Genomic DNA, 20,596 nt, shown 5'->3' with positions numbered 1-20,596 from the left:
AGATCCCCCCTCCCCTCCGATCGAAGAGTAACGTTGAGGCGGGATCGTAGCATCTATACTCTCTAGATTAGCGAACTACACTCCCTTCCCAACGCGATCGCGCGATCTTGCGCTCCGTCTTCTCCCGAAACCCGGGAGCGACCCCCCGCCAAATCGAAGGTCTGGCGAGGGCAAGGAAAAAGGCGTCAACGGGCGGAAATGTGCAAACTCGAAGGGGTTCTCGGATTCCCTTCTATTTTCACTCCCCGTCCGTTGGCGTCGAGATGGCGCACGATCTTATAAATCATCTCCACGCGATCGCCGACCCCCGCACGCACCGCCAACTCCTCTAAAGACAGGGGTTGTGCGCTTTTTTGGAGAATCTCCACCACTTGTTTTTGCAACTGCAACACTTGCGCCGCCGCCTTTTTACCCGCTTCTACCCCCGGTTGGTGATAGGCGTTGATATTCACCAAACTGGCATAGAAGCCGACGGCGCGATCGTAGAGCGCAATTAACGCGCCCACGGTCCGAGCGTCCACCTGGGGAACCGTCACCGTAATCGAATCGCGCTGGTTCTCGTAAAGCGCTTCTCGGGTTCCGTAGAGAAACCCAAATAAATAATCTCCCGTGGTTACTCCCGGCTCGACTTCCGGGGACGTTCCCCGGCGCTCTTCCAACACCTCAATAAAGGTTGCGAAGAAATTCGGCACCCCTTCGCGCAATTGCTGCACGTAAGCGTGTTGGTCCGTGGATCCCTTATTCCCGTAAACGGCAATCCCTTGATAAACCGTATTGCCGTCGAGGTCTTTTTCTTTCCCCAACGACTCCATCACCAATTGCTGGAGGTAGCGACTGAACAGCAGCAGACTGTCTTTATACGGCAAAATCACCATATCTTTCTCGCCGCGCCCATTTCCGGCGTAGTACCACGACAGCGCCAACAAGGCGGCGGGATTCTCTTTTAACTCCCACCGACGGGTGGCTTCGTCCATGGCTTTCGCCCCGGCGAGCAACGCGCGGATGTCGATCCCTTGTAAGGCGGCGGGAACTAAGCCGACGGCAGACATTTCCGAGGTTCGTCCGCCGACCCAATCGTGCATCGGGAACGTGGCGACCCAGCCTTCCGATAGGGCTTGTTTTTCTAAGGCGCTCTCGTGACCCGTAATGGCGACGGCGTGACCGGAAAAGTCGAGTCCGTTTGCCTCGAATGCTTTTTGAACTTCGATCGCCCCGTTGCGGGTATCTGGGGTGCCGCCGGATTTGGAAATGACTAAGACCAAGGTGGTCGAGAGGCGGTCGCGAATCCGAGCGAGGAGAGAATCGATCCCCGCCGGATCGGTATTGTCGATGAAGTGCAGGTTCATCGGCGGGAAGTCCGGCGAGAGGGCTTCCGAGACGAATTGCGGCCCGAGGGCAGACCCGCCAATGCCAATCGAGAGAACGTCGGTAAATTTGGAGGCTTTAGGGGGATGAATTTCCCCGCCGTGAATTTTGCGAGCGAAGTTTTCGATCCGCTCTATATTTTCGAGGATTTCTTGCTTGAGTTCGTCCCGAGGCGCGATCTCGGGGTTGCGAAGCCAGTAGTGACCGACCATCCGGTTTTCGTCGGGATTGGCGATCGCCCCGTTTTCTAGGGCTTCCATGTCGGCGAAGGCTTTCTCGAATTTCGGTTGCATTTGGCTGACGAAGGCATCGTCAAAGCCCATGCGACTGATATCGAGGTAAAGTTCTAGACCTTCGTGGTAATATAGCCAGTCCTGATAGCGTTGCCAGTGTGCAGCAGCATCCATAAATAAATACGTCTCAAAACAATTTCCCTGTAGTGATTGAAGTTTATCAGGGTACCCAAATTTTAACCCCCCAAGGGTTATCACTGAGGGGATTGAGGGCTTGAGTGGGGCGATCGCGTGGAAATTCGGCTCTTCACTCACAGGTTTTCCCGGCGCGCGGTTTGTCTTCGATGGGATCGTGGTCGAGGTGACGGCGATTCTGCTTTGCAGACGCTTCGCGAACGCCGAACAATACAATATATAAATCCGATCTACACGAGTTCGATCGCGGGGGTAGCGATCCCTATTCTGGGGCGATCGCCTCACTCGGCGGGATACCTTCCACCTGAATCAGGGCTTCGATCGTGGACTTGACCACGGGAGCGGCAGTCATACCCCCACTGCCGCCTTTGGGTTCGTCAATCGCGGCCAAAACGACGTAACGGGGATTGTCGGCGGGGACGATGCCAACGAAGCTCGCAATTTTGGCGTAATCGGAGTAACCTCCCGTCGCCGTGGCTTTCTGGGAGGTTCCGGTTTTGCCCGCAATGCGATAACCGGAAATTTGAGCATTTTTCCCCGTTCCCTCGGCGACCACATCTTCCATCATGCTGACCACCGCGTGGGTCGTTTCCGGGGAAAAGACCTGGCGGCTGCGGGGTCGTTGCGGTTGCCAATAGAGCCGACCGTCGGCATTATACAAGCCTTTGACGACGTGAGGCGTCACCAGGCGTCCGCCATTGGCTAGCGCCCCGTGAATTTGGGTCAATTGCAATGGGGTCAGGGAAAATCCCTGACCGAAGGAGGCGGTAGCGGCGTGAACCGGGGAGGCGACAAATTCCTGACGCGATCGCAGTTGGCTGGCGACTTCAAAGGGCAAATCCGCATGAGTGACGTCGCCAATTCCCAGACGTTGGAGCCAACTGTAGAAGACGCGCAATTCCATTTGTTCGACGACGCGAACCATGCCGACATTACTGGAATGGCGCAAGATTTCGCGCACGTTGACGGTTCCGCGCGCTCCGGCGTAGGAATAATCGTAGTTAGAAATCGGCCAGCTATCGACGTAGATCCGCCCTTCGTCGTAAAAGGTGCTGTCGGGTTCGATCGCCCCGGCTTGGAGGGCGATGGCGACGGCGATCGGTTTGAAGGTCGAACCGGGTTCGTAAAGGTCGGTCAGAGCCCAATTTTTAAACAGTTCCAGGTCGAATTCGTAAAACTGGTTGGGGTTGTAGGTCGGTTGGTTGGCGAGGGCGAGAATGGCGCCGTCGCGGGCATCCATGACGATGACGGTTCCCCGTTTGGCTTCCCACTGCTTGATTTGAGCGGCCAACGCCTGGTGAGCGGCTCGTTGCAATCGCAAGTCTACGGTCAATTGGAGGCGCAAGTCGTCAAAACGGTAAAAGTCTCCCGGTACCGGATCGGGGATCAAGGCGCCGCCGAGGCTGCGATCGCTTTCGACGAGCGGCGGCGCCGGGACGAGGGATTCTTGACGGCTGTATTCGATCCCCGCTTGACCCGTGCGTTCGTCGTTGACGTAGCCGACGATATCGGCGGCGAGTTGGTCGTAAGGATACAAGCGCTGCTGTCGTTCTTCGAGTTCGAGTCCGTCGAGGTAGAGTTGGCGGATCCGGTCGGCGGCGTCTTCGCTAATTGAGGTGGCGACGACCAGACCGCTTTCTCCGCGATCGAGGAGTTCCCAAATTTCGGCAAAGGGGCGTTCGAGAATCGGGGAGAGGGATCGGGCGATGGTTTCGACGGATTCGGTAAAGAGTTTGGGGTGGGCGTAGAGTTTGTAGACCGGGCGATCGATGGCGAGGACGTTCCCGGCGCGATCGACGATCGGGCGTCGGGGGACGAAGGGTTTGAGGCTAATATTTTGCTGCTGTCGAGCTTGTTGGCGCAAGTTGCCGCCGGAAATAACTTGGAGGCGATATAGGTTGGCGAGCAGTCCGACACTGCTCAGGAGCAACATGCCCCAAACGAGGGATAAGCGAACTCTGGGGCGATCCCAGATGGCGGAACGACTTAAGGGCGGTCGCCCCCCCCGTTGGGAGGATGGGACGGGAGCTCGGCTGGGGGTCGAGGGAGACACGGCGAGGGCGGCGATCGCCGTGCGAAGTAAATGACTGAAGCCGTTACGCTTCGCTGGCTTGGAGGCGGTCGCCCGTCGGACTTGCACTCGTTGGCGGCGTCGCGGCGATCGCGGGTCTCGTCGTCGGGAGGTACGAGCGGAACGCTCCCGTGAAGCACGTTTGAAGCGAGTGGGATGGTCGGGAATGCGAGATGCCATTGCGCGATCGAGATGAAACGGCCTGAACTGGAAAATCGGGAACTCAACAGCAGTCCCCAAAAGTATAAAACAAGCTCGTCTCAGTAGCCGACGGGTTTCGAGGAGGTCGGTTCGCGTTGCGCGTCCGCTTCGGTCGGTTGCGGCGCGAGGGCGTCCCGTTTCGGGGTGGGTTCGAGTACTAAGGTTAACTCGGCGCTCGGCGGGACTAAGCCACTTGAGGGATCTTCGGCTTGTCGCGCGATTTGATTTTTGAGCGCTTCGCGAGCGGCCATCAGTTGCCGTTCTTGATGTCTTAATTTTTCAAGTTCTCGGTATTGTTGACCCCACTGCTGCTGAGAATAAACGGTGTTTCCGTAAAGGGTTAAGGCGACGAAAGCTAAAACAAAGGTGGTTACCGAACAAAGGGAATGCACTTGGAAGAGGGTTTTCAACCAGGTGGGCGTTCGTTGGTGCTTCGCCAGAGAGGTGACTTTATTTCCACGGCGAGGGATATCCTGGCGAGGGCGAACTTTCTCGGGAGAATGAGGAGATCTCAGCGCAACAGTCATAATGCTTACCAATCGTAAATAGGTCAACTTATAGGGAATTTCCAGGGGCGATCGCGCCTCAATTCCCAAGAAAATATAAAGCGATTTTTATTGGCTAAATTGTCAGTAAAAAGCGCTCGCCTCCATCCTAACACCGGGCTACCGGGATATCGGTATGGGGTCGCAATCCTCAGCGATTCGGCGGTTTCGTGGCGATCGCCCCACCGCCGCGCGGCACTGAACCTGCTCCCTGCGCCTGTTGACAAAGCCTTCAATGGCGTTCGCGAAGCGTCTGCAAAGCAGAATCGCCGCCCCTGGGCCACACCGATCTACTCGACCCGTCCGCTCCCCCTACAGGAGCGCCAACGGAGTTTAAACAGGTCAACCCGAGTTGAGGGTTCGTAGGGTTTGCAGGTCATTCGGTCGATCGCCTGGAGGGCTTTTTTGTTCCCCCCTGTTGTTTCACTCTGCCAAATGCCTATCCCGCTTATTTTTGGGGAAAAGAATTTTAATCCCTAGTTTGGCTTATAGCAACTATTTGAGTCAATTTTTCCCGGTTAGGGTTGTCATACAACCTAAGTCGGATTAAGATAGCGTGAAATTTTTGGATGAATGCTTTATTCTATTCATTCAGCACGTTGACAACTTAGACCTAATTTAGTAGAAGCGAGGGAAAATGACGAAGAAATTCTTGAGTTTGGCTGCCGTGTTAACTTTAGCCACCGTGTTATCGGCTTGCAGCACCCCCACGGACACGGGTACGGACTCTCCTCCGGCAGAGACTGGCGCTCCGACGGAAACCACTCCTGAAGCGACTGACGCTCCGACGGAAACTACTCCGGGAGCGACTGACGCTCCAGCGACGGAAACCACTCCTGAAGCAATGGAAACTCCGGCTGAAGGGACTCCTGAAGCGATGGAAACTCCGGCTGAGGGGGCTCCTGAAGCGATGGAAACTCCGGCTGAGACGACTCCGGAGGCTGCCGAACCCCCGGCTGAAGGCGCTCAGTAAAAGCGAGACCGTCCTATCGGAGAGGGTAAGGAGATCGTCTAGCTCGATCTCTTTCTCCCTCTCACAATTGTCCGTTCTCTTTGACTTTCCCCCGGTAGAGGAACCCTCCGAGGTTTCCCCTCTGGGGGTTGGTTTTCGGGGTCGATCGCCCTGATTGGAGGGATTAGCCGAGTGCATTCGTTACAATGGCAACAGGGGCGCAAGTGCACTGACCAGCGTTGAGGTGCGGTTGATTGTCCTCGGTCGGGTTTGAGGCATGGCAAGGGATGGAACAGCGCCACGGGTCAAAAAACGGGGTTTTCGGAGCGATCGCGGCGATCGCTTCGGCTGTTTCGATCGCCGCGATCGCCGATCCGGCTAGCGCTTTGCCCCCTCCGGAAGACTTACCCGAAGAAATTTTACGCACGGAAATTATCACCGAAGCGCGATCGCCCGTAGACGGGCGCCCCCTGACGCCGAGCGAGTATGCTACTGTGGAAAACCCCGTGCAAACGGCCAGATTTGGGCGATCGCGCCCCCGAACGACCATCGCCGAACCGCCGGACGCGATCGCTCCCGAACCCATTGTCGAACAATTGCCCGTGCGCGAGATCCTGCGATCGATTTTTCCCTTCTGAAATCCCTCCAGACTCGACTCGCTCCCCACTATTACCCAAGCATCGGGCAACCCCCACCCGCGAATCCATCGAGAGGGCGATCGCCTTTTGAGCTATTTACAATACTTAATACTTGTGGTGTATTTTTATAAAATCCCGCATTCTATTCCCTGGGATGAACATCGGGATCCACAGACCCCCCAGACTTGTCGATTCCCCAGTTTTCGGGAAGGGTCAAGCCCTACAATGGGGATGAGAAAAACAACATAACGAGAGTTGTACTTTTAAAGATCTTCAACAGCCGCATAAATTAGGTAGGTAATTTCATGACAGCAAGCATCGCCCCAGAGCAAGTAGAACGCATTGTTGCCAACCAGCATCAGGATCCGTTTGAAATTCTCGGCGCACATCCCCTAGACGGGGAAAATGGCAATAGCACTAAATGGGTCGTCAGAACCTACCAACCGACTGCCAAAGCGGTTTGGGCTCTCGTTCCGCAAGAACGCAAAGAAATCCCGATGCAGTCGGTGCATCATCCTAACTTCTTTGAATGCATTATTGAAACCAAAGAACTGGCCAATTACCAGTTTCGGATCGAAGAAGGCGATCGCGAACGGGTGATTTACGATCCCTACGCCTTTCGTTCCCCCAAGTTAACAGACCTTGACATTCACCTGTTCGCAGAAGGCAACCACCACCGCATCTACGAAAAACTCGGCGCCCACTTCATGGAGGTCAACGGCGTCAAAGGAGTCTACTTCGCCGTCTGGGCGCCCAACGCCCGCAACGTCTCCATCCTCGGCGATTTCAACTACTGGGACGGTCGCAAACACCAAATGGCCAAGCGCGGTAATGGCGTTTGGGAATTATTTATCCCCGATTTAGACGTCGGCGAACACTACAAATACGAAGTTAAAAACCAAGACGGCCACATCTACGAAAAAAGTGACCCCTACGGCTTCCAGTCCGAAGTCCGCCCCAAAACCGCCTCCATTGTCACCAACCTCGACGATTACACCTGGAACGATGAGGAGTGGATGGAACGGCGACGCAACACCGAAGCTCTCAGCCAGCCGATTTCTGTCTACGAATGTCATTTAGGCTCCTGGCTGCACGCCGCCGCCTCCGAACCCGCCCAATTGCCCAACGGCGAAACCGAACCCGTCGTCGTCGTTTCCGAACTCAAATCCGAGGCGCGTTTCCTCACCTACCGGGAACTCGCCGAAAAATTAATTCCCTACGTCAAAGACTTGGGGTTTACCCATATCGAATTATTGCCGATCGCCGAACACCCGTTTGACGGCTCCTGGGGGTATCAAGTCACCGGATACTACGCCCCCACCTCCCGTTTCGGCACCCCGGAAGACTTCATGTACTTTGTAGACCAGTGCCACCAAAACGGGATCGGCGTAATCGTGGACTGGGTACCCGGACATTTCCCCAAAGACGGACACGGACTCGCCTTTTTTGACGGCACCCACCTTTACGAGCATTCCGACCCCCGTAAAGGCGAGCATAAAGAATGGGGAACGTTGGTCTTTAACTACAACCGCCACGAAGTTCGTAATTTCTTAGTGGCGAATGCCCTGTTTTGGTTCGACAAATATCATATCGACGGGATGCGCGTGGATGCGGTCGCCTCGATGTTGTATTTGGACTACTGCCGCAAGGAAGGCGAGTGGGTGACCAACGATTACGGCGGACGGGAGAATATCGAAGCGGCAGATTTTCTGCGGCAAGTGAATCACCTGTTATTCTCTTACTTCCCGGGGGTGCTTTCGATCGCCGAAGAATCGACCTCGTGGCCGATGGTGTCCTGGCCGACCTACGTGGGGGGTTTGGGCTTTAACCTCAAGTGGAATATGGGGTGGATGCACGACATGCTCGATTATTTCAGCATGGATCCGTGGTTCCGCCAGTTCCATCAAAATAATATTACGTTTAGCATGTGGTATCACCATAGTGAGAATTTCATGCTAGCGCTGTCTCACGATGAAGTGGTACACGGCAAGAGCAATATCATCGGCAAAATGCCGGGCGATCGCTGGCAGAAGTTCGCCAACGTGCGCTGCTTGTTTACCTACATGTTCGCCCACCCCGGCAAGAAAACCTTGTTTATGAGCATGGAATTCGCCCAGTGGAGCGAGTGGAACGTCTGGGCAGACTTAGAATGGCATTTGTTGCAATACGAACCCCACGCCCAGCTCAAGCAGTTCATGGGGGATCTCAACCAGCTTTACAAGAGCGAACCCTCGTTATACACCCAGGACTTTGAAGAGCCGGGATTTGAGTGGATTGACTGTTCCGACAACCGTCACAGTGTCGTTTCGTTCCTGCGTCGGGATAAGTTATCCGACGAGTTCGTCGTGGTGGTCTGTAATTTCACTCCGCAACCGCACAGTCACTATCGTGTCGGCGTTCCCGTTCACGGTTTTTATACGGAGTTGTTTAACAGCGATTCCGGTAAATATGGCGGCAGCAATATGGGCAATCTCGGCGGTAAATGGGCCGATGAATGGTGGTTCCACGGTCGTCCCTATTCGTTAGATCTCTGCTTGCCCCCGTTGGCGGTGTTGGTGTTCAAGTTGGATAAGGAGAAGACGGAAGCCGCCCCCAAGTCGTTACCGTCGGCGAAGAGAGAGTAAGTCGAGTTTGAATAAATCCCCCGGTTTCTGAGTGACCTGTCCTTATAGTATTTACAGGAAACTTATTGAAACCGAGGGATCTCAAAGCTAACTCTCGAACTGGATTTTAGAGTTGCCTTTCCTGCTTTTGGGTCAATTGAGGTCGCAATTAACAACTCTCAGCAGGCTTGCGAAGGGCACCAAGTAGGGTGGAAACAACAACGCATCGGTTGTTGTCACCTCCGTTTTGTAGGGACACGATCACGCGCCCCATGCGTCCATTTGTATGACCTTTATCGTTAAACTGAACCCGCCAAGCTTCGGTGGCGGGATGTTGGTAAAAGGTGCTTCCATCTTCTTGAATTTTTATTTCTCGGTCGATTGTCTGCCACTCGCCTGACTCAGGGGTTCGCGTAGCGGGATGAATTGCCCATTGAGCGGTGTTGTTGTGGTTTCTAAAGCTGGCTTGATAAATTGTTTTGTTTTGCTTGGCTTGTCGTTGTGCTTCCCGGATCGCCATATATACCCGATCTTGGGCTTTATTGAGGCGGCTTCGGTTCGTCAACCCAAACCAACTTGGAATAGCAATCGCGGCTAAGATTGCTATCATTAGCGTGGCCAGTAAAGTCTCTAACAGGGTAAAGCCGGGGGCAGGCGATCGGACAAGTCGTGGTGTGCTGCACTCCTGGGTAACCATATCACAAAACCCTCGTTTGTAAGAGTTGAACTGATATGGGTTAACTATCTCACTATCAAAGCAGGTTTTTTATTAATTTTTTTTACATTTTTACATTTTCGGATTCATATCTAGCCCCTTGTCAATCAGCGATCGCACTCACCCCAATCTATCTGGAATGCTATAAGTTACAGTCCTCATCTTGCGCGAGCCTCATCGACCCTAACAAGGTCTGGACGATCGCACAGCGTTTTTTATTGGGATTGCTGGTCAGTGTAATGGTAATTTGCACCGGAGCATTGCTGACTTCCCCTCTTTCATTAAAGCCAATACTCCACGGTTCCTCTTCATCGAGATTGGTGTTGTCCGGATCGAGAGTGACCGTTGGTTCGTCGATCTTCTGCCAATTGGCGGGATCGGTTCCCGACCGATGCACCGTCCATTCGATCGCCTCATCCTGCTGACGAAAGCTCGCCATCCATCCCGACTTGGATCGTAACGCTTCGCGTTGCGCATTACGAATCGCTTCTTCAATCGGCGCTTGCCCTTTCTTCAACCGGGTATTATTTAACATCGACAACCAACTCGGAATGCCAATCGAAGCAAGAATTCCGATCATGAGTGCGACTAACACCACTTCTAGAAGTGTGAAGCCCCCTTCAGCTTTAGATTGTCCCCGATTGCGGCTGAATTGTTGGATTAGATGACTTCCAGCTTTCATAAACTTCCCACTCCTAAAATATTTTGAGACTCTTACCTCACTATTCAACAATCAAAACCCGGGAGGAGTCCGATTAAATACACTACGAGCTTGAACGCGCCGTTGCAGACTTGGCAAGTACACAGAATTACGGTTTCCCCTCTTTCCAGCTCGTTCGGCAGCATTCCCTCGCAAATAAACGATCGCTTCTGCAAATTCCCCCGCATTAGTAGCAGTTTCTCTGGGTTTTACACAAGCATAAAAGCTTGTATTATTATCCGGTAAAGTTGGTGTAGACAGCATGTAATCGCCACAATCTGGTACGGCGCCTTCGGGATGGTAATCGACGAGATCCACTAAAACATCTGCATTTTCAGCTTCACTGTAATTAATCACTTCAGTCGGAGACCAATCAGCAAAGTTACTACTGTCTGGATCGACATAACCCGGGGTTTTCGTCAAGTTAGCGAGATCTTCAGGGTCGTATTTGCGCAGTTGAAAGCGAGTAATTCTGGCCGGCCCTTCCCAAATCTCGGTGTTATCTCTTTTTAGGGAATAAATAACCAGGGTATAGGTATTACGGCTTGTTTTTAACTGATAACACTCGCTAGCTGTGGCTCCACTACAGGAGTCAGGTAATTTTTGATTGCCTTCTGGATTATTTCGGTAAGGCACTTTCTCAATTTTCCAAAATCCTAAAATAGGATGTACTTCATCCGGAAAACTAACTAAATTCTCTAAATCTTGTCCTTCATAGATATAGACGGCCTGCTTTAACTCCGTTGCTATATAATCGATCGCTTGACCCATATCTTGCTGAACTTGGTTTTTTGCAGTCTCTCGTTTTTCCAGTCCGAGCAAATTCACAACCAGTGAAAGCATCGCATATAAAACCATAGCAGTAATAAGGATAGCCATCAGAATTTCTAAGATGGTAAACCCTTTATTGCTCGATCGCGATTTACGAAACCGAAGATATGCTTTTAAGATATAATTAAGGTTGTTTTCATCCATGGCTCTAATGCTTTCACTTTAAAGGTTTTGTTTACACATAGACTTTTAGGAACTTTGGTGTTCTTGGATCCGAGAGCTATCCTCAGCAACTTTACTCTGAATCGAGGGGTGAATATGAAGAGAACGATCGATTAAAATAGCGATCTAAACTGGTGAGCGTTCCAAATTTTAGTGTTGTAGCAATTTGTCTGAATTCAACAACATTACGATTTAGAGTTCACAAGTTTCTCCATTAATGACGCTTTTGTATATTACATTTGACAGAGGTAAATCGCTTCTCACGATCGGTACTTCCATAACTGCTAGAGGAGATTTGCCAGATGTAGTTGCTGCTGAGAATGCCAAGGATCCTTGTTTCGTTCCTAGAGAACCGCTATGGGCGTCAAATGAACTCTTTGTGTAAACTCGTACACCCATCCTAAAGCCTAGTGGGATCCTTTCTCCTTGGCTATTTTCTGATTCACAGGAATGAGTACGGAACGTTTGAATGACAAAATCATCGGTTCCATCATTTTCAATATCAACAGCACAAGCTGTATTGGTAGAATCGGCAAGAGTGGTACAGTCACTTTCAACTGCTGTTGGGGCAGCCACTTCATTTGATGTGGCCGCACCCGATGCTGGAGGTAAGAGATCGACAAACTCAGCGCTGGGCAAACCACTATTGCCTTTTTCCATCAATAGTCTGACTCGGTCAATTTCACTTTGAGCAATTTGTAAGGCTTGCTCAGCTCGGTGAGCACGAACGCGAGCAGCCATCGCCATCATCAATGGTGGTGTAATGGCAGTAATGGCAATTCCAAAAATGACAATTGCCGCTAACGACTCCATGAGCGTCAGTCCTCGCTCGCTGCCTTTTTGGCTGATATCTAGCATGTTTCAACCTCCCTATTTACTCTTGACAGCCGAATCCAATCGCATCGCGCAACTTGCAAATATATCGATCGTCAGCAGGTAGTTCGCGATAAAATTCATCCCGCTCGTTGGATAAGCTAACAAGACGCTTAGAAACCGGTCCGGCAGGCAGATATTGCAGCCCGACATCGTAACCCCAATTCCGTTGCGGTGGACTGTAGTAAGGGAAAATAAGAGCGGCTGTTGGTTGACCGTCTTCCCAACCATCCTGATCGAAGGGTGCTGTCGCATAATTACTAAAGTTGAGTTGCATCAGCGAACCTTGGATCGTCAGCACGACTGTATCATTCCAGTTTTCCAGCAAGCGAGGGAAATTGTGCAGCCCGCCATTGAGTTGATTTTCTTGTGTTGGTGAAATGCCACTAACCAAGACGAGGTTGACGGTCGTGGCGATGGGATTGATGAGATTCTTGCCCTGGTTTTGCTTGTCAGCAAATTTCAGAAAGGTGCCATCATAGTCGCCTGCGGTGGTTTGATGAATACCATTACGTGAAATTAGAATGGGTGAGTTTGGAGCGAACGGAGTGCTTAGCTGTCGATCGAAGGGGTTTTCTCGTTGCCATTCAACGCTAGAATCTAGCGCAGTGGACGGACGGTTTTGATTCAGATAAGAGGTGTAGTTGGAGGCATTGTTGCAGCCATATAAGGTTTGACGCCGTGCAGCACCCAATTTATCGGCTTCGTTCGGATCGTTATCTCCGGCATAGATAATTCCATCTTCAATACTGCCATCACAGAAGTTGTCCGAAAGAATGGTAATAGCATCTGCTAAAACTTCTACTGGTCGCCAATTATCTTGTCCCGGTCGCGAGAAACTCGGGTTGAGATCGGTACGACCGTAAAAGTCATTTTCATCATAGTTACCATTGGCGGGCAAGGTTTGGGTAAACTCTTGTATTTCGTTCGTTGTTGCCCCGTCAGCAGTAGCATGTAGGTTAAATGCACCCTGGATGTACAACGGATTATCGGTAATGAAAGTCATCCCATTGGCGTTGTTATCACCCCGATTAATATAGCGACCATTTTTGAACCGGAAACCATAGGGACGGCGATCGGGGTCGGGGTAGTAATCGACTGCTTTGATCCGAAGATCTTTGGGATCTTGTTCTTTGTAAAGCGCATCTTCGCGCACTGCATCTTCTCGGAAGGCAAAGACAATTCCACTTTCAGGTAACCAAAAGTCCCCTTGGATCTGATTTTCGCGGAGGAGTTCGAGATCTAAATTCAGAGTTCTCACACTCATCGCTTCGCGACCATCATAGAGCGCAGAATCTTTAATCGCTACACGCCTTAGCGCTCCATCAGCTAAGACCAATTCCTGACTACTATTGTTTGGATTATTCCCACCCGGACCACTTTCTGTAGGTAGAAACCATTCGGCGCTATTAAAATCCAAAGGTTTAGGCATTAACGCAATATCTGCTGGATTGACAGGCTCGAAGTTAGTGTCTGCGGTTGTATTGCTGATGTAGGGTTCGGTTGTCGGTTGCGAGATACCTGTTGCTGTTTCGTGGCGATCGTGGGCTTGTGTGGGGAAAATATAATGCAATGAGGGAAATTTGGGTGTTGTCGAGCAAATCAGAGTAGCAAGATCGATAAAACGCTTTTCTAATTGTGCTTCAGGAGCTCCTGCTGCATTTCCTGGATCTCCAAACCCGAAATAGTCGTTGCCATTACTACTGAAGTCACAGCCAATTTTGATTTGATTTTCACCGTCAGGAGCTCCGTCTTTATCGTAAATGACATTACCATGAGAAAAATCATCAATAAAACGGACAGGGTATGTGTAGTAAGGCCCACCACCAGTGATTTTTTTATTCCCATCGATATCAGTCGCTGGAACTTCTGCTGCAGGAGATTGAGCAAAACCAAATTCCCGATCGCGCTTAACTTGTTCCTTAAGGTGCAACAACCGAGCGAGTTCTGCTAACTCGGGTTTTTCAATCGCTTCTAACCCAAGTAAATAAGCCTCTCTCGTTGGAAAACTTCCAGGAATAGACGCAACCTCGGTTCCACTATTATCAACAACTTTGATATGGTCTTCGCCACTTACATCTTGGATCTGTACTTCGCCGTTGTCCGTATTTCCATCACTAAGGATTTGTAAAGCATTGTCTAATTCTTCCAGTTGTTGTTTATTATTTGCGTCGGTGTAATCGTAATCTTCAAGATATGCAATATTGTACGCCAGCATCCCTAGGGTTCCTGCTGCCGTATGGAAGGTAGTGGCATGAGCTAAGCTCATCTCTCCCTGAGCCCCAGCACTGGGAAGTTCAGTCTGCTCTCTGAACAAAATACACTGAAGATTAGAGAAATTCCCCCACATCGTTAAAAAGGCATCGGGATAGCGATCGGGGTGAGAAAATGAACCAACCAAATTTTCAGAGGTTGTATTTGGAGGAGGACATTGAAGATTGGGTGGATAGGCTCCGTCGCGATCGCCTGTAAAATTCGCGAGATTTTGTAAAGCCGTCCATAACGGTGTTCCTGGCTCAAAATCTGAGGCTAGATGGGTATTAAACTCCCAACCGTTAGTTCCTCTTCCTGTCAAAAAGTCAATTAAAATTTCATTAGAATCGTTACCAAAGGTGCTGCCAAACAAACCCGAACCACCATCAGCTGCTGATTTAACATTGAAAGCCGATAAAGGTTGCTCAAAGGTCGAACTCCTTTGTAAAGTCGTGCTGGTTCCCGGATGAACGGTCGTTGCTACATAAGCAACTGGGTGATAACCCTGACTGGCATCACTATGATGGTAAATAGCTGTGGCTTGAACTGCAGCTAAATTATCCCGCAGTGTCCGGCGTTGTACCAGTTCACTTTTACGCTGATTCATTGGGGGATAATTAATGCTTCCCTGGCGAGCTACTGGGTCGGGATCCAAGTCATGAGGATTGAGTGGATCCTCACCAATATCTTTTTCCCCAGGATCTTGGTAGTCTCCATCTCGGTTGAGATCGATGGTCCAACCAAAAGCATTGCCTAATTCTAAGCGTTCTCCAACAATAATACGTAGTCCTTCACCACGCGCACGGCGTTCCCAGTAGCCATCGAGACCGTAAGAATCGGGTTGCAACGGTGGTGGCTCGTTACGAATTAGCTCTAGTTCCCCATTTCCAATGGGAGCGCCAACACTGCCTCCTAACTCTGCCGAACACTCCCCTGTCTCCGGATCGACTTGAGGTTTGCTGTATCCTGGCTTTGGACCTCTGATATTATCGGCTCGATAAGTGTCGTCAATATAGGGCGGACAATCCGTTCGTTCATCTTGGGTAGCTTCACCTCGATTAATACGTGCGGAGACATCCGCATCAAATGGTCCGACATCCACTGCATCGGGATCGCGGTAAACTGATGCATTCTGCGTCACGATTTTCTCGGGATCGAGCATGATGCCAATCGAGCTATCGGTTGAGTTGACCGAATCGGTATCAGGATTGAGCAAAGCAAATTCCGGGGATGCACCGCCATGAAGATCGAAGGCCACATTGCCTCGTTGATTTCCTTCGGCTTGTGGCGCCCCAGGAATTGCTGAAACAATTTGCTTTTCTCCTCTCACTTCCGAGTTGAGTGCAGGGTCGTAGAAGCAGGAGTTTTGAGCACTAATCAAATAACTGCGAATTCCATCACGTCCGCGTGCGAACAAAGTGCCTTCTGTATGAATTGCTCCATTCCAACGAAATGTAGGACCGGTGTAAAGTTCTATGTCTGTTCGGAACCAAGCCCCCCATTTATTGGCTCGCTCTAAAGTTCGATCTTGTTGATAAAGTAATGTCGAAATCGATGGAGAAGTTATTGTTCCGCCTTCAGCTAAAACTTTGGGGATGGTGACTGCATAAACCTGGAAATTTTTCCGCAATAAAGCGCTACCTTGTTCAAACCACCCTTGAATAAAGGTACTATTATCCTGATCTGAGGCTACAAATCTGGGTTCGCATAATTCATCTGTTGCACTACCCGCAGATAAGGGGCCGTTGCTGACTACCATGTAGTTAGCTTTATCATCTTCGGTTGCTAACTCGGTGAACTGATCTGGTAAATCATCAGCTCGCTTAGGATCCATCGTTTGAATTGTCCCGCCTTGTTCTCTTCCTGTTCTTGCGAGAATGGCATAGGCTGTAATCGAATCGGCAGTTCCATCGCCATCTGTATCGGTTTCAAAAGTCCACGCCGGAACTACCCCATCGTTCGTTGGTAAAGTTAAAGATGGACTGTCTCCAATAAACTCTTCATCAGGAAATTTATAGGCATTGATGGAGTTTTCTGGATCGCCACCTGCTAAAAATTCTTCTAAAGTCCTTTCGCTGGGAACTCCCGCCGTCTGTACTCCTTCTTCAAATAAGTATTCCAGCTTAGCTTTAGCCCGTTCGATCGCCGGACTCGCTCCATTCTGTACCTGTTGTCGTTTAAAGTCGCCAATCACGTCGGTCGATCGCTGGTAAGATCGGAAAATCAGCGCCCCCGCCACCAAAAGCATGACTACAATGAGCAAAGTGGTGGTAGGCAAGACAAAGCCAGATTGCGACTGCCGCTTGCTGAGTAAGGCGGCGCGCATGAGTTGGTAGGCTTCTCGGCTAGTGGCCTGTTGGACGCAACGGGTCATCGACTGGACGAGCCGATTTAGAGCCTTTTTGATTTTGCGTTGCTGAGGCATAGCTGCTCCCTAGGTGGCGATCTGACGGATGGATAAGATAGACTTTCGTTTCCGTGTTAACTTATTTGTCCGGCACTTGACAATCGGTACATTTCCGGACAAACCAGTGGAACTGGCGTAATATCTAAGTTCAAGCATACCCAGGTTGGCTCGAAAAGTTATCAATTGCTGGTTAAAACTTCGGGAGTGGGGAGTTGGGAGGGGGGAGTCGGGAGTCCCGACGGGGGCGATTGTTGCTTTCTCAAAAACTGGTGAAAACTGAAGAATCGATAAAAGCTGCGATAACATCAAAAAGAATAAAAAAGAGGAGGCTAGCAAACGGCTAGTCTCCCTTTTTTTGACCGAATTTAATCAAATTCAGGCAATTTTGTTTAGAGTTTGTTGAGGTTAATCCCGGCTTCTTTGGCGAAAGCTTGCAAGCCTTTGCGATCCAAAGTTTTAATTGCTTTGGTGGACAGACGCAATTTCACCCAGCGATTGCCTTGGGGCCACCAGACTCTTTTCTCTTGGATGTTGGCGTGTTGGAGGCGATGGGTGCGGCGGTGCGAGTGGGAAACGGACATGGCGTTATTCGCCTTTTTCCCGGTCAATTGGCATTTACGCGACATAAGATTTCTCCCGGTACGGTTTCGCTATTTCAGACACGATCTCTAATTGTACCTAGTTTTGGTTCGGATCGGGGAATAGGGGGAGTGGGCAACAGTAGCCAACAGTAGCCAACAGTGGGCAACAATGCTGGCGGGCAAGATGCCCGCGCTACGGATTTCCTAACTCCCGAAGGCTTTTTGAGTCAAGTTGGTCAATACGTCATTGGACCGTTCGACGAAAGATTTCATCCCGTCGGCGTCAAAGCCTTTTTGCGCCATCAGGGCGAGGTCGTAGACGTGGCGGCAAATTTGTTCGGCAAGTTCGGCAGAGGGGGATTGGGCGTCGCCGGGTTGAATGATGTTGCCTTGGGTCATTTGCGCCAAGTTCTGAATTAAGGGATGGGCGGTGTTGACTAGCAAGATGTGTTCTTCGGGGAATTCGACGTTTTCTTGGGCGACGAGGGCGTTCATGTCGCGCAGGCGGCGCAGGAATTCGGGTAGCAATACCATTGCGGGGGGTGTGGCTTTGGCGTCTTCGCCTTTGAGGGCTTCGGTGCGGATGTTGAGTTTGGGTTTGTTGAGGGCGTTTTGGAAGAGTTCTTTAATTTGTTCGCCTCGGGTTTTGTTGGTGGTCGGATCGACGATTTCGGTACTTTTGTCTTTGTCGAGCAGTTTTTCGTCGATTTCGGCGTCAACGCGGGAGAATTTAACGTCTTGGTGTTCTCGTTCGAGGAAGCTGATGAAGTGGGGGTCGATGAAGGAGTCCATAAAGAGGACTTCTAAGCCCTGACTTTTGTGCAGTTGGACGTAGGTGGCTTGGGAGACTTCGTCGGTGCAGTAGAAGACGCGATTTTCGTGACGGGCTTGGTTGCGTTGGAGGTATTCGTCGAGGGTGGTGTAGGAGGGACCTTCGGTGTTGCTGTCGCTTTGAACTTCTTTCCAGGCGTCGCCTTCTTCGCCTTGGACTTCGACGGCGGGGGTGTCGGGTTGGGCGGGGCTGAGGTCGGCGGTGGTGCGGTAGATGACGAGATCTTCGACTTGTTTTTTGAATTTGTCGTCGTTGAGGCAGCCGAATTTAACGAAGGTGCCGAGGTCTTTCCAACACCGGATGTATTCTTGGCGGTTTTCGTTGTAGAGTGCTTTGAGGCGATCGCCTACTTTTTTGGCGATGAAGTCGGCAATTTTCCGCACGGTGCGGTCCATCTGTAGGGCACTGCGGGAAACGTTGAGGGGAATGTCGGGGCTGTCGAGGATGCCACGCATCGGCAGCAGGAATTTCGGGATGATTTCTTCGCAGTGGTCGCTGACGAAGACTTGGTTGCAGAATAGTTTGATGTTGCCTTTGCTGACATCGACGTCCGGGCGCAGTTTGGGGAAGTAGAGGATGCCGTTGACGAGGAAGGGGTAGTCGGTTTTGAGGTGAACCCAGAGGAGGGGTTCGTCTTGGAAGGGGTAGAGGTAGCGGTAGAGTTCGAGGTAGTCTTCGTCTTTGAGGTTGCTGGGAGATTCGCGCCAGAGGGCTTTTTGGCGGTTGACGACTTCGCCATCGAGTTTGATGGGAACGGGCATGAAGTCGCAGTAGGTTTTAATGAGTTGTTGGAGGCGGGGGGTTTCGAGGTATTCTTTTTCTTCGTCGGGTAGGGTGAGGATGATGGTGGTGCCTCGGGTGGTTCGAGAGGAGTCTTCGAGTTGAAATTCGGGGGAACCGTCGCAGGTCCAGTGGACGGCTTGGGCGCCTTGTTGGTAGGAGAGGGTATCGATTTCGACTTGGCTGGCGACCATGAAGGAGGAGTAAAAACCGAGTCCGAAGTGTCCGATGATTTGGTTGTCGGAGGCGCTTTTGTATTTTTCGATGAATTCTTCGGCGCTGGAGAAGGCGACTTGGTTGATGTATTTTTTGATCTCGTCGGCGGTCATGCCGATGCCGTTGTCGGAGATGGAGAGGGTTTTTTTGTCTTTATCGACGCTGATGACGATTTCGGGGTCGCCGAGTTCGCCGTTGATTTCGCCGGAGAGGGAGACCATTTTGAGTTTGGAGATGGCGTCTACGGCGTTGGAGATCAGTTCGCGGAAAAATACTTCGTGGTCGGAGTAGAGAGATTTCTTGATAATGGGAAAAATATTTTCAGTATGGATGGCGATCGTGCCTTTTTCGAGTACAGTCATGGTGGTTAGTTATAATTTTGCTTGGAGTCTCAAGTATAGATTCTGCGAGAATTTGGGCGATCGCGGATCCGGGATGACCCCCCGATAGGGATTCGGATTTCCCTACTTCGTCGGAGAGCCAGCACTCAACGGCAAGAGAATTTAGAGGTAAAATCGACGATGACAATGCCAAACTTTTTGATTATTGGGGCGGCAAAAGCTGGAACTACAGCCCTTTATGCATATTTAAAGCAGCATCCAGAAATTTATATGAGTCCCGTCAAGGAACCTAATTTTTTTGCCTTTGAAGGAAAACAACCGGATTACATCGGTCCGGGTGCTGCCGAAGCGGGAACAAATCATTCAATTGTCAATTTAGAAGACTATCAAGCTTTATTTTCTGGAGTTTCTCAGGAAAAGGCGATCGGAGAAGCTTCAACGATGTATTTATATATTCCTGAAACGGCTAACCGTATCAATCACTACATTCCCGATGCGAAGTTAATTGCTATTCTTCGCAATCCCATCGATCGCGCTTATTCTCATTTCTTACATTTACGTCGGGATGGTCGCGAATGGATTGGAGATTTTTTAGAAGCTTGCCAACAAGAAGAAGATAGGATTAACAAGCATTGGTCTCCAGCATGGCACTACAAACACGTTGGTTTATATTACCAGCAGCTTCAACATTATTTTGAGATTTGCGATCGCAAGCAAATTAAAGTTTTGTTATATGAAGACTGGAAACAACAACCGGAGGCAACAATTGAAGATATATTCAGTTTTTTAGGTGTAGATCCTCAGTTCAAACCAGACATGTCTGTCAAGCATAATGTCTCTTCTTTTGTCCAAAAAAATAAATTTCTATTTAATTTTTTAAAAAATAATAATCCCATTAAATCAATACTTCGACCGCTTATTCCGAGTCACATCCGTAAGCCTCTAGCTGCCAAAGCTTATCGAAAAAATACAGGACAAGCAGAAACCCTACAAACCTCACAAAAACAAGAATTATCTCTTTACTTTAAAAAAGATATTTTAAATTTACAAGAGTTACTGAAAAGAGACCTTTCTCATTGGATGTATTAATGGATTGCGATCG

The 20,596-nt window shown here is 50.4% G+C and carries 14 protein-coding genes; 4 read left to right on the top strand and 10 right to left on the bottom strand.

All coding sequences use genetic code 11. The features are described 5' to 3' along the window. Positions 1 to 185 precede the first annotated feature (185 nt). The 3 genes from HCG48_RS22215 to HCG48_RS22205 form a co-directional block, all read right to left on the bottom strand. The gene (locus tag HCG48_RS22215; RefSeq protein WP_168571127.1) at positions 186 to 1,772 is read right to left on the bottom strand and encodes a glucose-6-phosphate isomerase; all 1,587 of its coding nucleotides are present in this window, start codon (positions 1,770 to 1,772) and stop codon (positions 186 to 188) included. A gap of 283 nt (positions 1,773 to 2,055) precedes the next feature. After that, entirely contained in the window at positions 2,056 to 4,044 is a 1,989-nt protein-coding gene (locus HCG48_RS22210; protein ID WP_168571126.1) for a peptidoglycan D,D-transpeptidase FtsI family protein, read from the bottom strand. Positions 4,045 to 4,124: 80 nt separating this feature from the next. Continuing rightward, the gene (locus HCG48_RS22205; protein ID WP_168571125.1) at positions 4,125 to 4,592 is read right to left on the bottom strand and encodes a hypothetical protein; all 468 of its coding nucleotides are present in this window, start codon (positions 4,590 to 4,592) and stop codon (positions 4,125 to 4,127) included. 655 nt (positions 4,593 to 5,247) lie between these two features. Between HCG48_RS22205 and HCG48_RS22200 the strand changes: the two genes are divergently transcribed. The 3 genes from HCG48_RS22200 (at position 5,248) to glgB (ending at position 8,824) form a co-directional block, all read left to right on the top strand. Further along, positions 5,248 to 5,583 carry a hypothetical protein gene (locus HCG48_RS22200; protein ID WP_168571124.1) on the top strand — a complete coding sequence of 112 codons (336 nt, stop codon included), beginning with the start codon at positions 5,248 to 5,250 and terminating at the stop codon, positions 5,581 to 5,583. 233 nt (positions 5,584 to 5,816) lie between these two features. Continuing rightward, positions 5,817 to 6,200, top strand: a complete 384-nt coding sequence (locus HCG48_RS22195) for a hypothetical protein (RefSeq protein ID WP_210437107.1) — start codon at positions 5,817 to 5,819, stop codon at positions 6,198 to 6,200. Positions 6,201 to 6,505: 305 nt separating this feature from the next. Next, entirely contained in the window at positions 6,506 to 8,824 is a 2,319-nt protein-coding gene (gene glgB / locus HCG48_RS22190; protein ID WP_168571123.1) for a 1,4-alpha-glucan branching enzyme, read from the top strand. A gap of 148 nt (positions 8,825 to 8,972) precedes the next feature. Here glgB and HCG48_RS22185 read toward each other — a convergent pair whose 3' ends face one another. The 7 genes from HCG48_RS22185 to htpG all read right to left on the bottom strand — a co-directional run bounded on the left by HCG48_RS22185 (position 8,973) and on the right by htpG (position 19,515). After that, complete coding sequence (locus tag HCG48_RS22185) at positions 8,973 to 9,413, bottom strand: prepilin-type cleavage/methylation domain-containing protein (protein WP_168571122.1); 441 nt, start codon at positions 9,411 to 9,413, stop codon at positions 8,973 to 8,975. A 247-nt stretch (positions 9,414 to 9,660) separates the two neighbouring features. Then, a complete protein-coding gene (locus HCG48_RS22180; protein ID WP_168571121.1) occupies positions 9,661 to 10,200 on the bottom strand; it encodes a type II secretion system protein in 540 nt (179 codons plus the stop codon). 51 nt (positions 10,201 to 10,251) lie between these two features. Then, on the bottom strand, positions 10,252 to 11,193 hold the full coding sequence (locus tag HCG48_RS22175; protein WP_168571120.1) for a prepilin-type N-terminal cleavage/methylation domain-containing protein: 942 nt from the start codon (positions 11,191 to 11,193) through the stop codon (positions 10,252 to 10,254). Positions 11,194 to 11,403: 210 nt separating this feature from the next. Continuing rightward, positions 11,404 to 12,069: a type IV pilus modification PilV family protein gene (locus HCG48_RS22170; RefSeq protein ID WP_168571119.1), complete on the bottom strand. Its 666-nt coding sequence runs from the start codon at positions 12,067 to 12,069 to the stop codon at positions 11,404 to 11,406. 16 nt (positions 12,070 to 12,085) lie between these two features. After that, positions 12,086 to 16,762, bottom strand: coding sequence for a hormogonium polysaccharide biosynthesis protein HpsA (hpsA, locus tag HCG48_RS22165; RefSeq protein ID WP_168571118.1), 4,677 nt, complete (start codon positions 16,760 to 16,762; stop codon positions 12,086 to 12,088). Positions 16,763 to 17,133: 371 nt separating this feature from the next. After that, a complete protein-coding gene (rpmB, locus tag HCG48_RS22160; RefSeq protein ID WP_168571117.1) occupies positions 17,134 to 17,370 on the bottom strand; it encodes a 50S ribosomal protein L28 in 237 nt (78 codons plus the stop codon). 159 nt (positions 17,371 to 17,529) lie between these two features. Beyond that, on the bottom strand, positions 17,530 to 19,515 hold the full coding sequence (gene htpG, locus HCG48_RS22155) for a molecular chaperone HtpG (protein ID WP_168571116.1): 1,986 nt from the start codon (positions 19,513 to 19,515) through the stop codon (positions 17,530 to 17,532). Between the two features lie 159 nt (positions 19,516 to 19,674). Here htpG and HCG48_RS22150 point away from each other — a divergent pair, with 159 nt between their 5' ends. Then, positions 19,675 to 20,583, top strand: a complete 909-nt coding sequence (locus HCG48_RS22150; RefSeq protein ID WP_168571115.1) for a sulfotransferase family protein — start codon at positions 19,675 to 19,677, stop codon at positions 20,581 to 20,583. The last annotated feature ends 13 nt before the right edge of the window (positions 20,584 to 20,596 follow it).

It is taken from the genome of Oxynema aestuarii AP17 (assembly GCF_012295525.1).
GTDB lineage: Bacteria > Cyanobacteriota > Cyanobacteriia > Cyanobacteriales > Laspinemataceae > Oxynema > Oxynema aestuarii.
The sequence above is the reverse complement of the archived record's forward strand: the minus strand, read 5'-3'. Positions and strand labels throughout refer to the sequence as shown.

Coding starts and splice junctions, on each gene's coding strand:
- hpsA (WP_168571118.1), bottom strand. CDS start 16,762: ATGCCTCAGCAACGCAAAATCAAAAAGGCTCTAAATCGGCTCGTCCAG.
- HCG48_RS22205 (WP_168571125.1), bottom strand. CDS start 4,592: ATGACTGTTGCGCTGAGATCTCCTCATTCTCCCGAGAAAGTTCGCCCT.
- HCG48_RS22180 (WP_168571121.1), bottom strand. CDS start 10,200: ATGAAAGCTGGAAGTCATCTAATCCAACAATTCAGCCGCAATCGGGGA.
- HCG48_RS22200 (WP_168571124.1), top strand. CDS start 5,248: ATGACGAAGAAATTCTTGAGTTTGGCTGCCGTGTTAACTTTAGCCACC.
- HCG48_RS22185 (WP_168571122.1), bottom strand. CDS start 9,413: ATGATAGCAATCTTAGCCGCGATTGCTATTCCAAGTTGGTTTGGGTTG.
- HCG48_RS22150 (WP_168571115.1), top strand. CDS start 19,675: ATGACAATGCCAAACTTTTTGATTATTGGGGCGGCAAAAGCTGGAACT.
- htpG (WP_168571116.1), bottom strand. CDS start 19,515: ATGACTGTACTCGAAAAAGGCACGATCGCCATCCATACTGAAAATATT.
- HCG48_RS22215 (WP_168571127.1), bottom strand. CDS start 1,772: ATGGATGCTGCTGCACACTGGCAACGCTATCAGGACTGGCTATATTAC.
- rpmB (WP_168571117.1), bottom strand. CDS start 17,370: ATGTCGCGTAAATGCCAATTGACCGGGAAAAAGGCGAATAACGCCATG.
- glgB (WP_168571123.1), top strand. CDS start 6,506: ATGACAGCAAGCATCGCCCCAGAGCAAGTAGAACGCATTGTTGCCAAC.
- HCG48_RS22175 (WP_168571120.1), bottom strand. CDS start 11,193: ATGGATGAAAACAACCTTAATTATATCTTAAAAGCATATCTTCGGTTT.
- HCG48_RS22210 (WP_168571126.1), bottom strand. CDS start 4,044: ATGGCATCTCGCATTCCCGACCATCCCACTCGCTTCAAACGTGCTTCA.
- HCG48_RS22170 (WP_168571119.1), bottom strand. CDS start 12,069: ATGCTAGATATCAGCCAAAAAGGCAGCGAGCGAGGACTGACGCTCATG.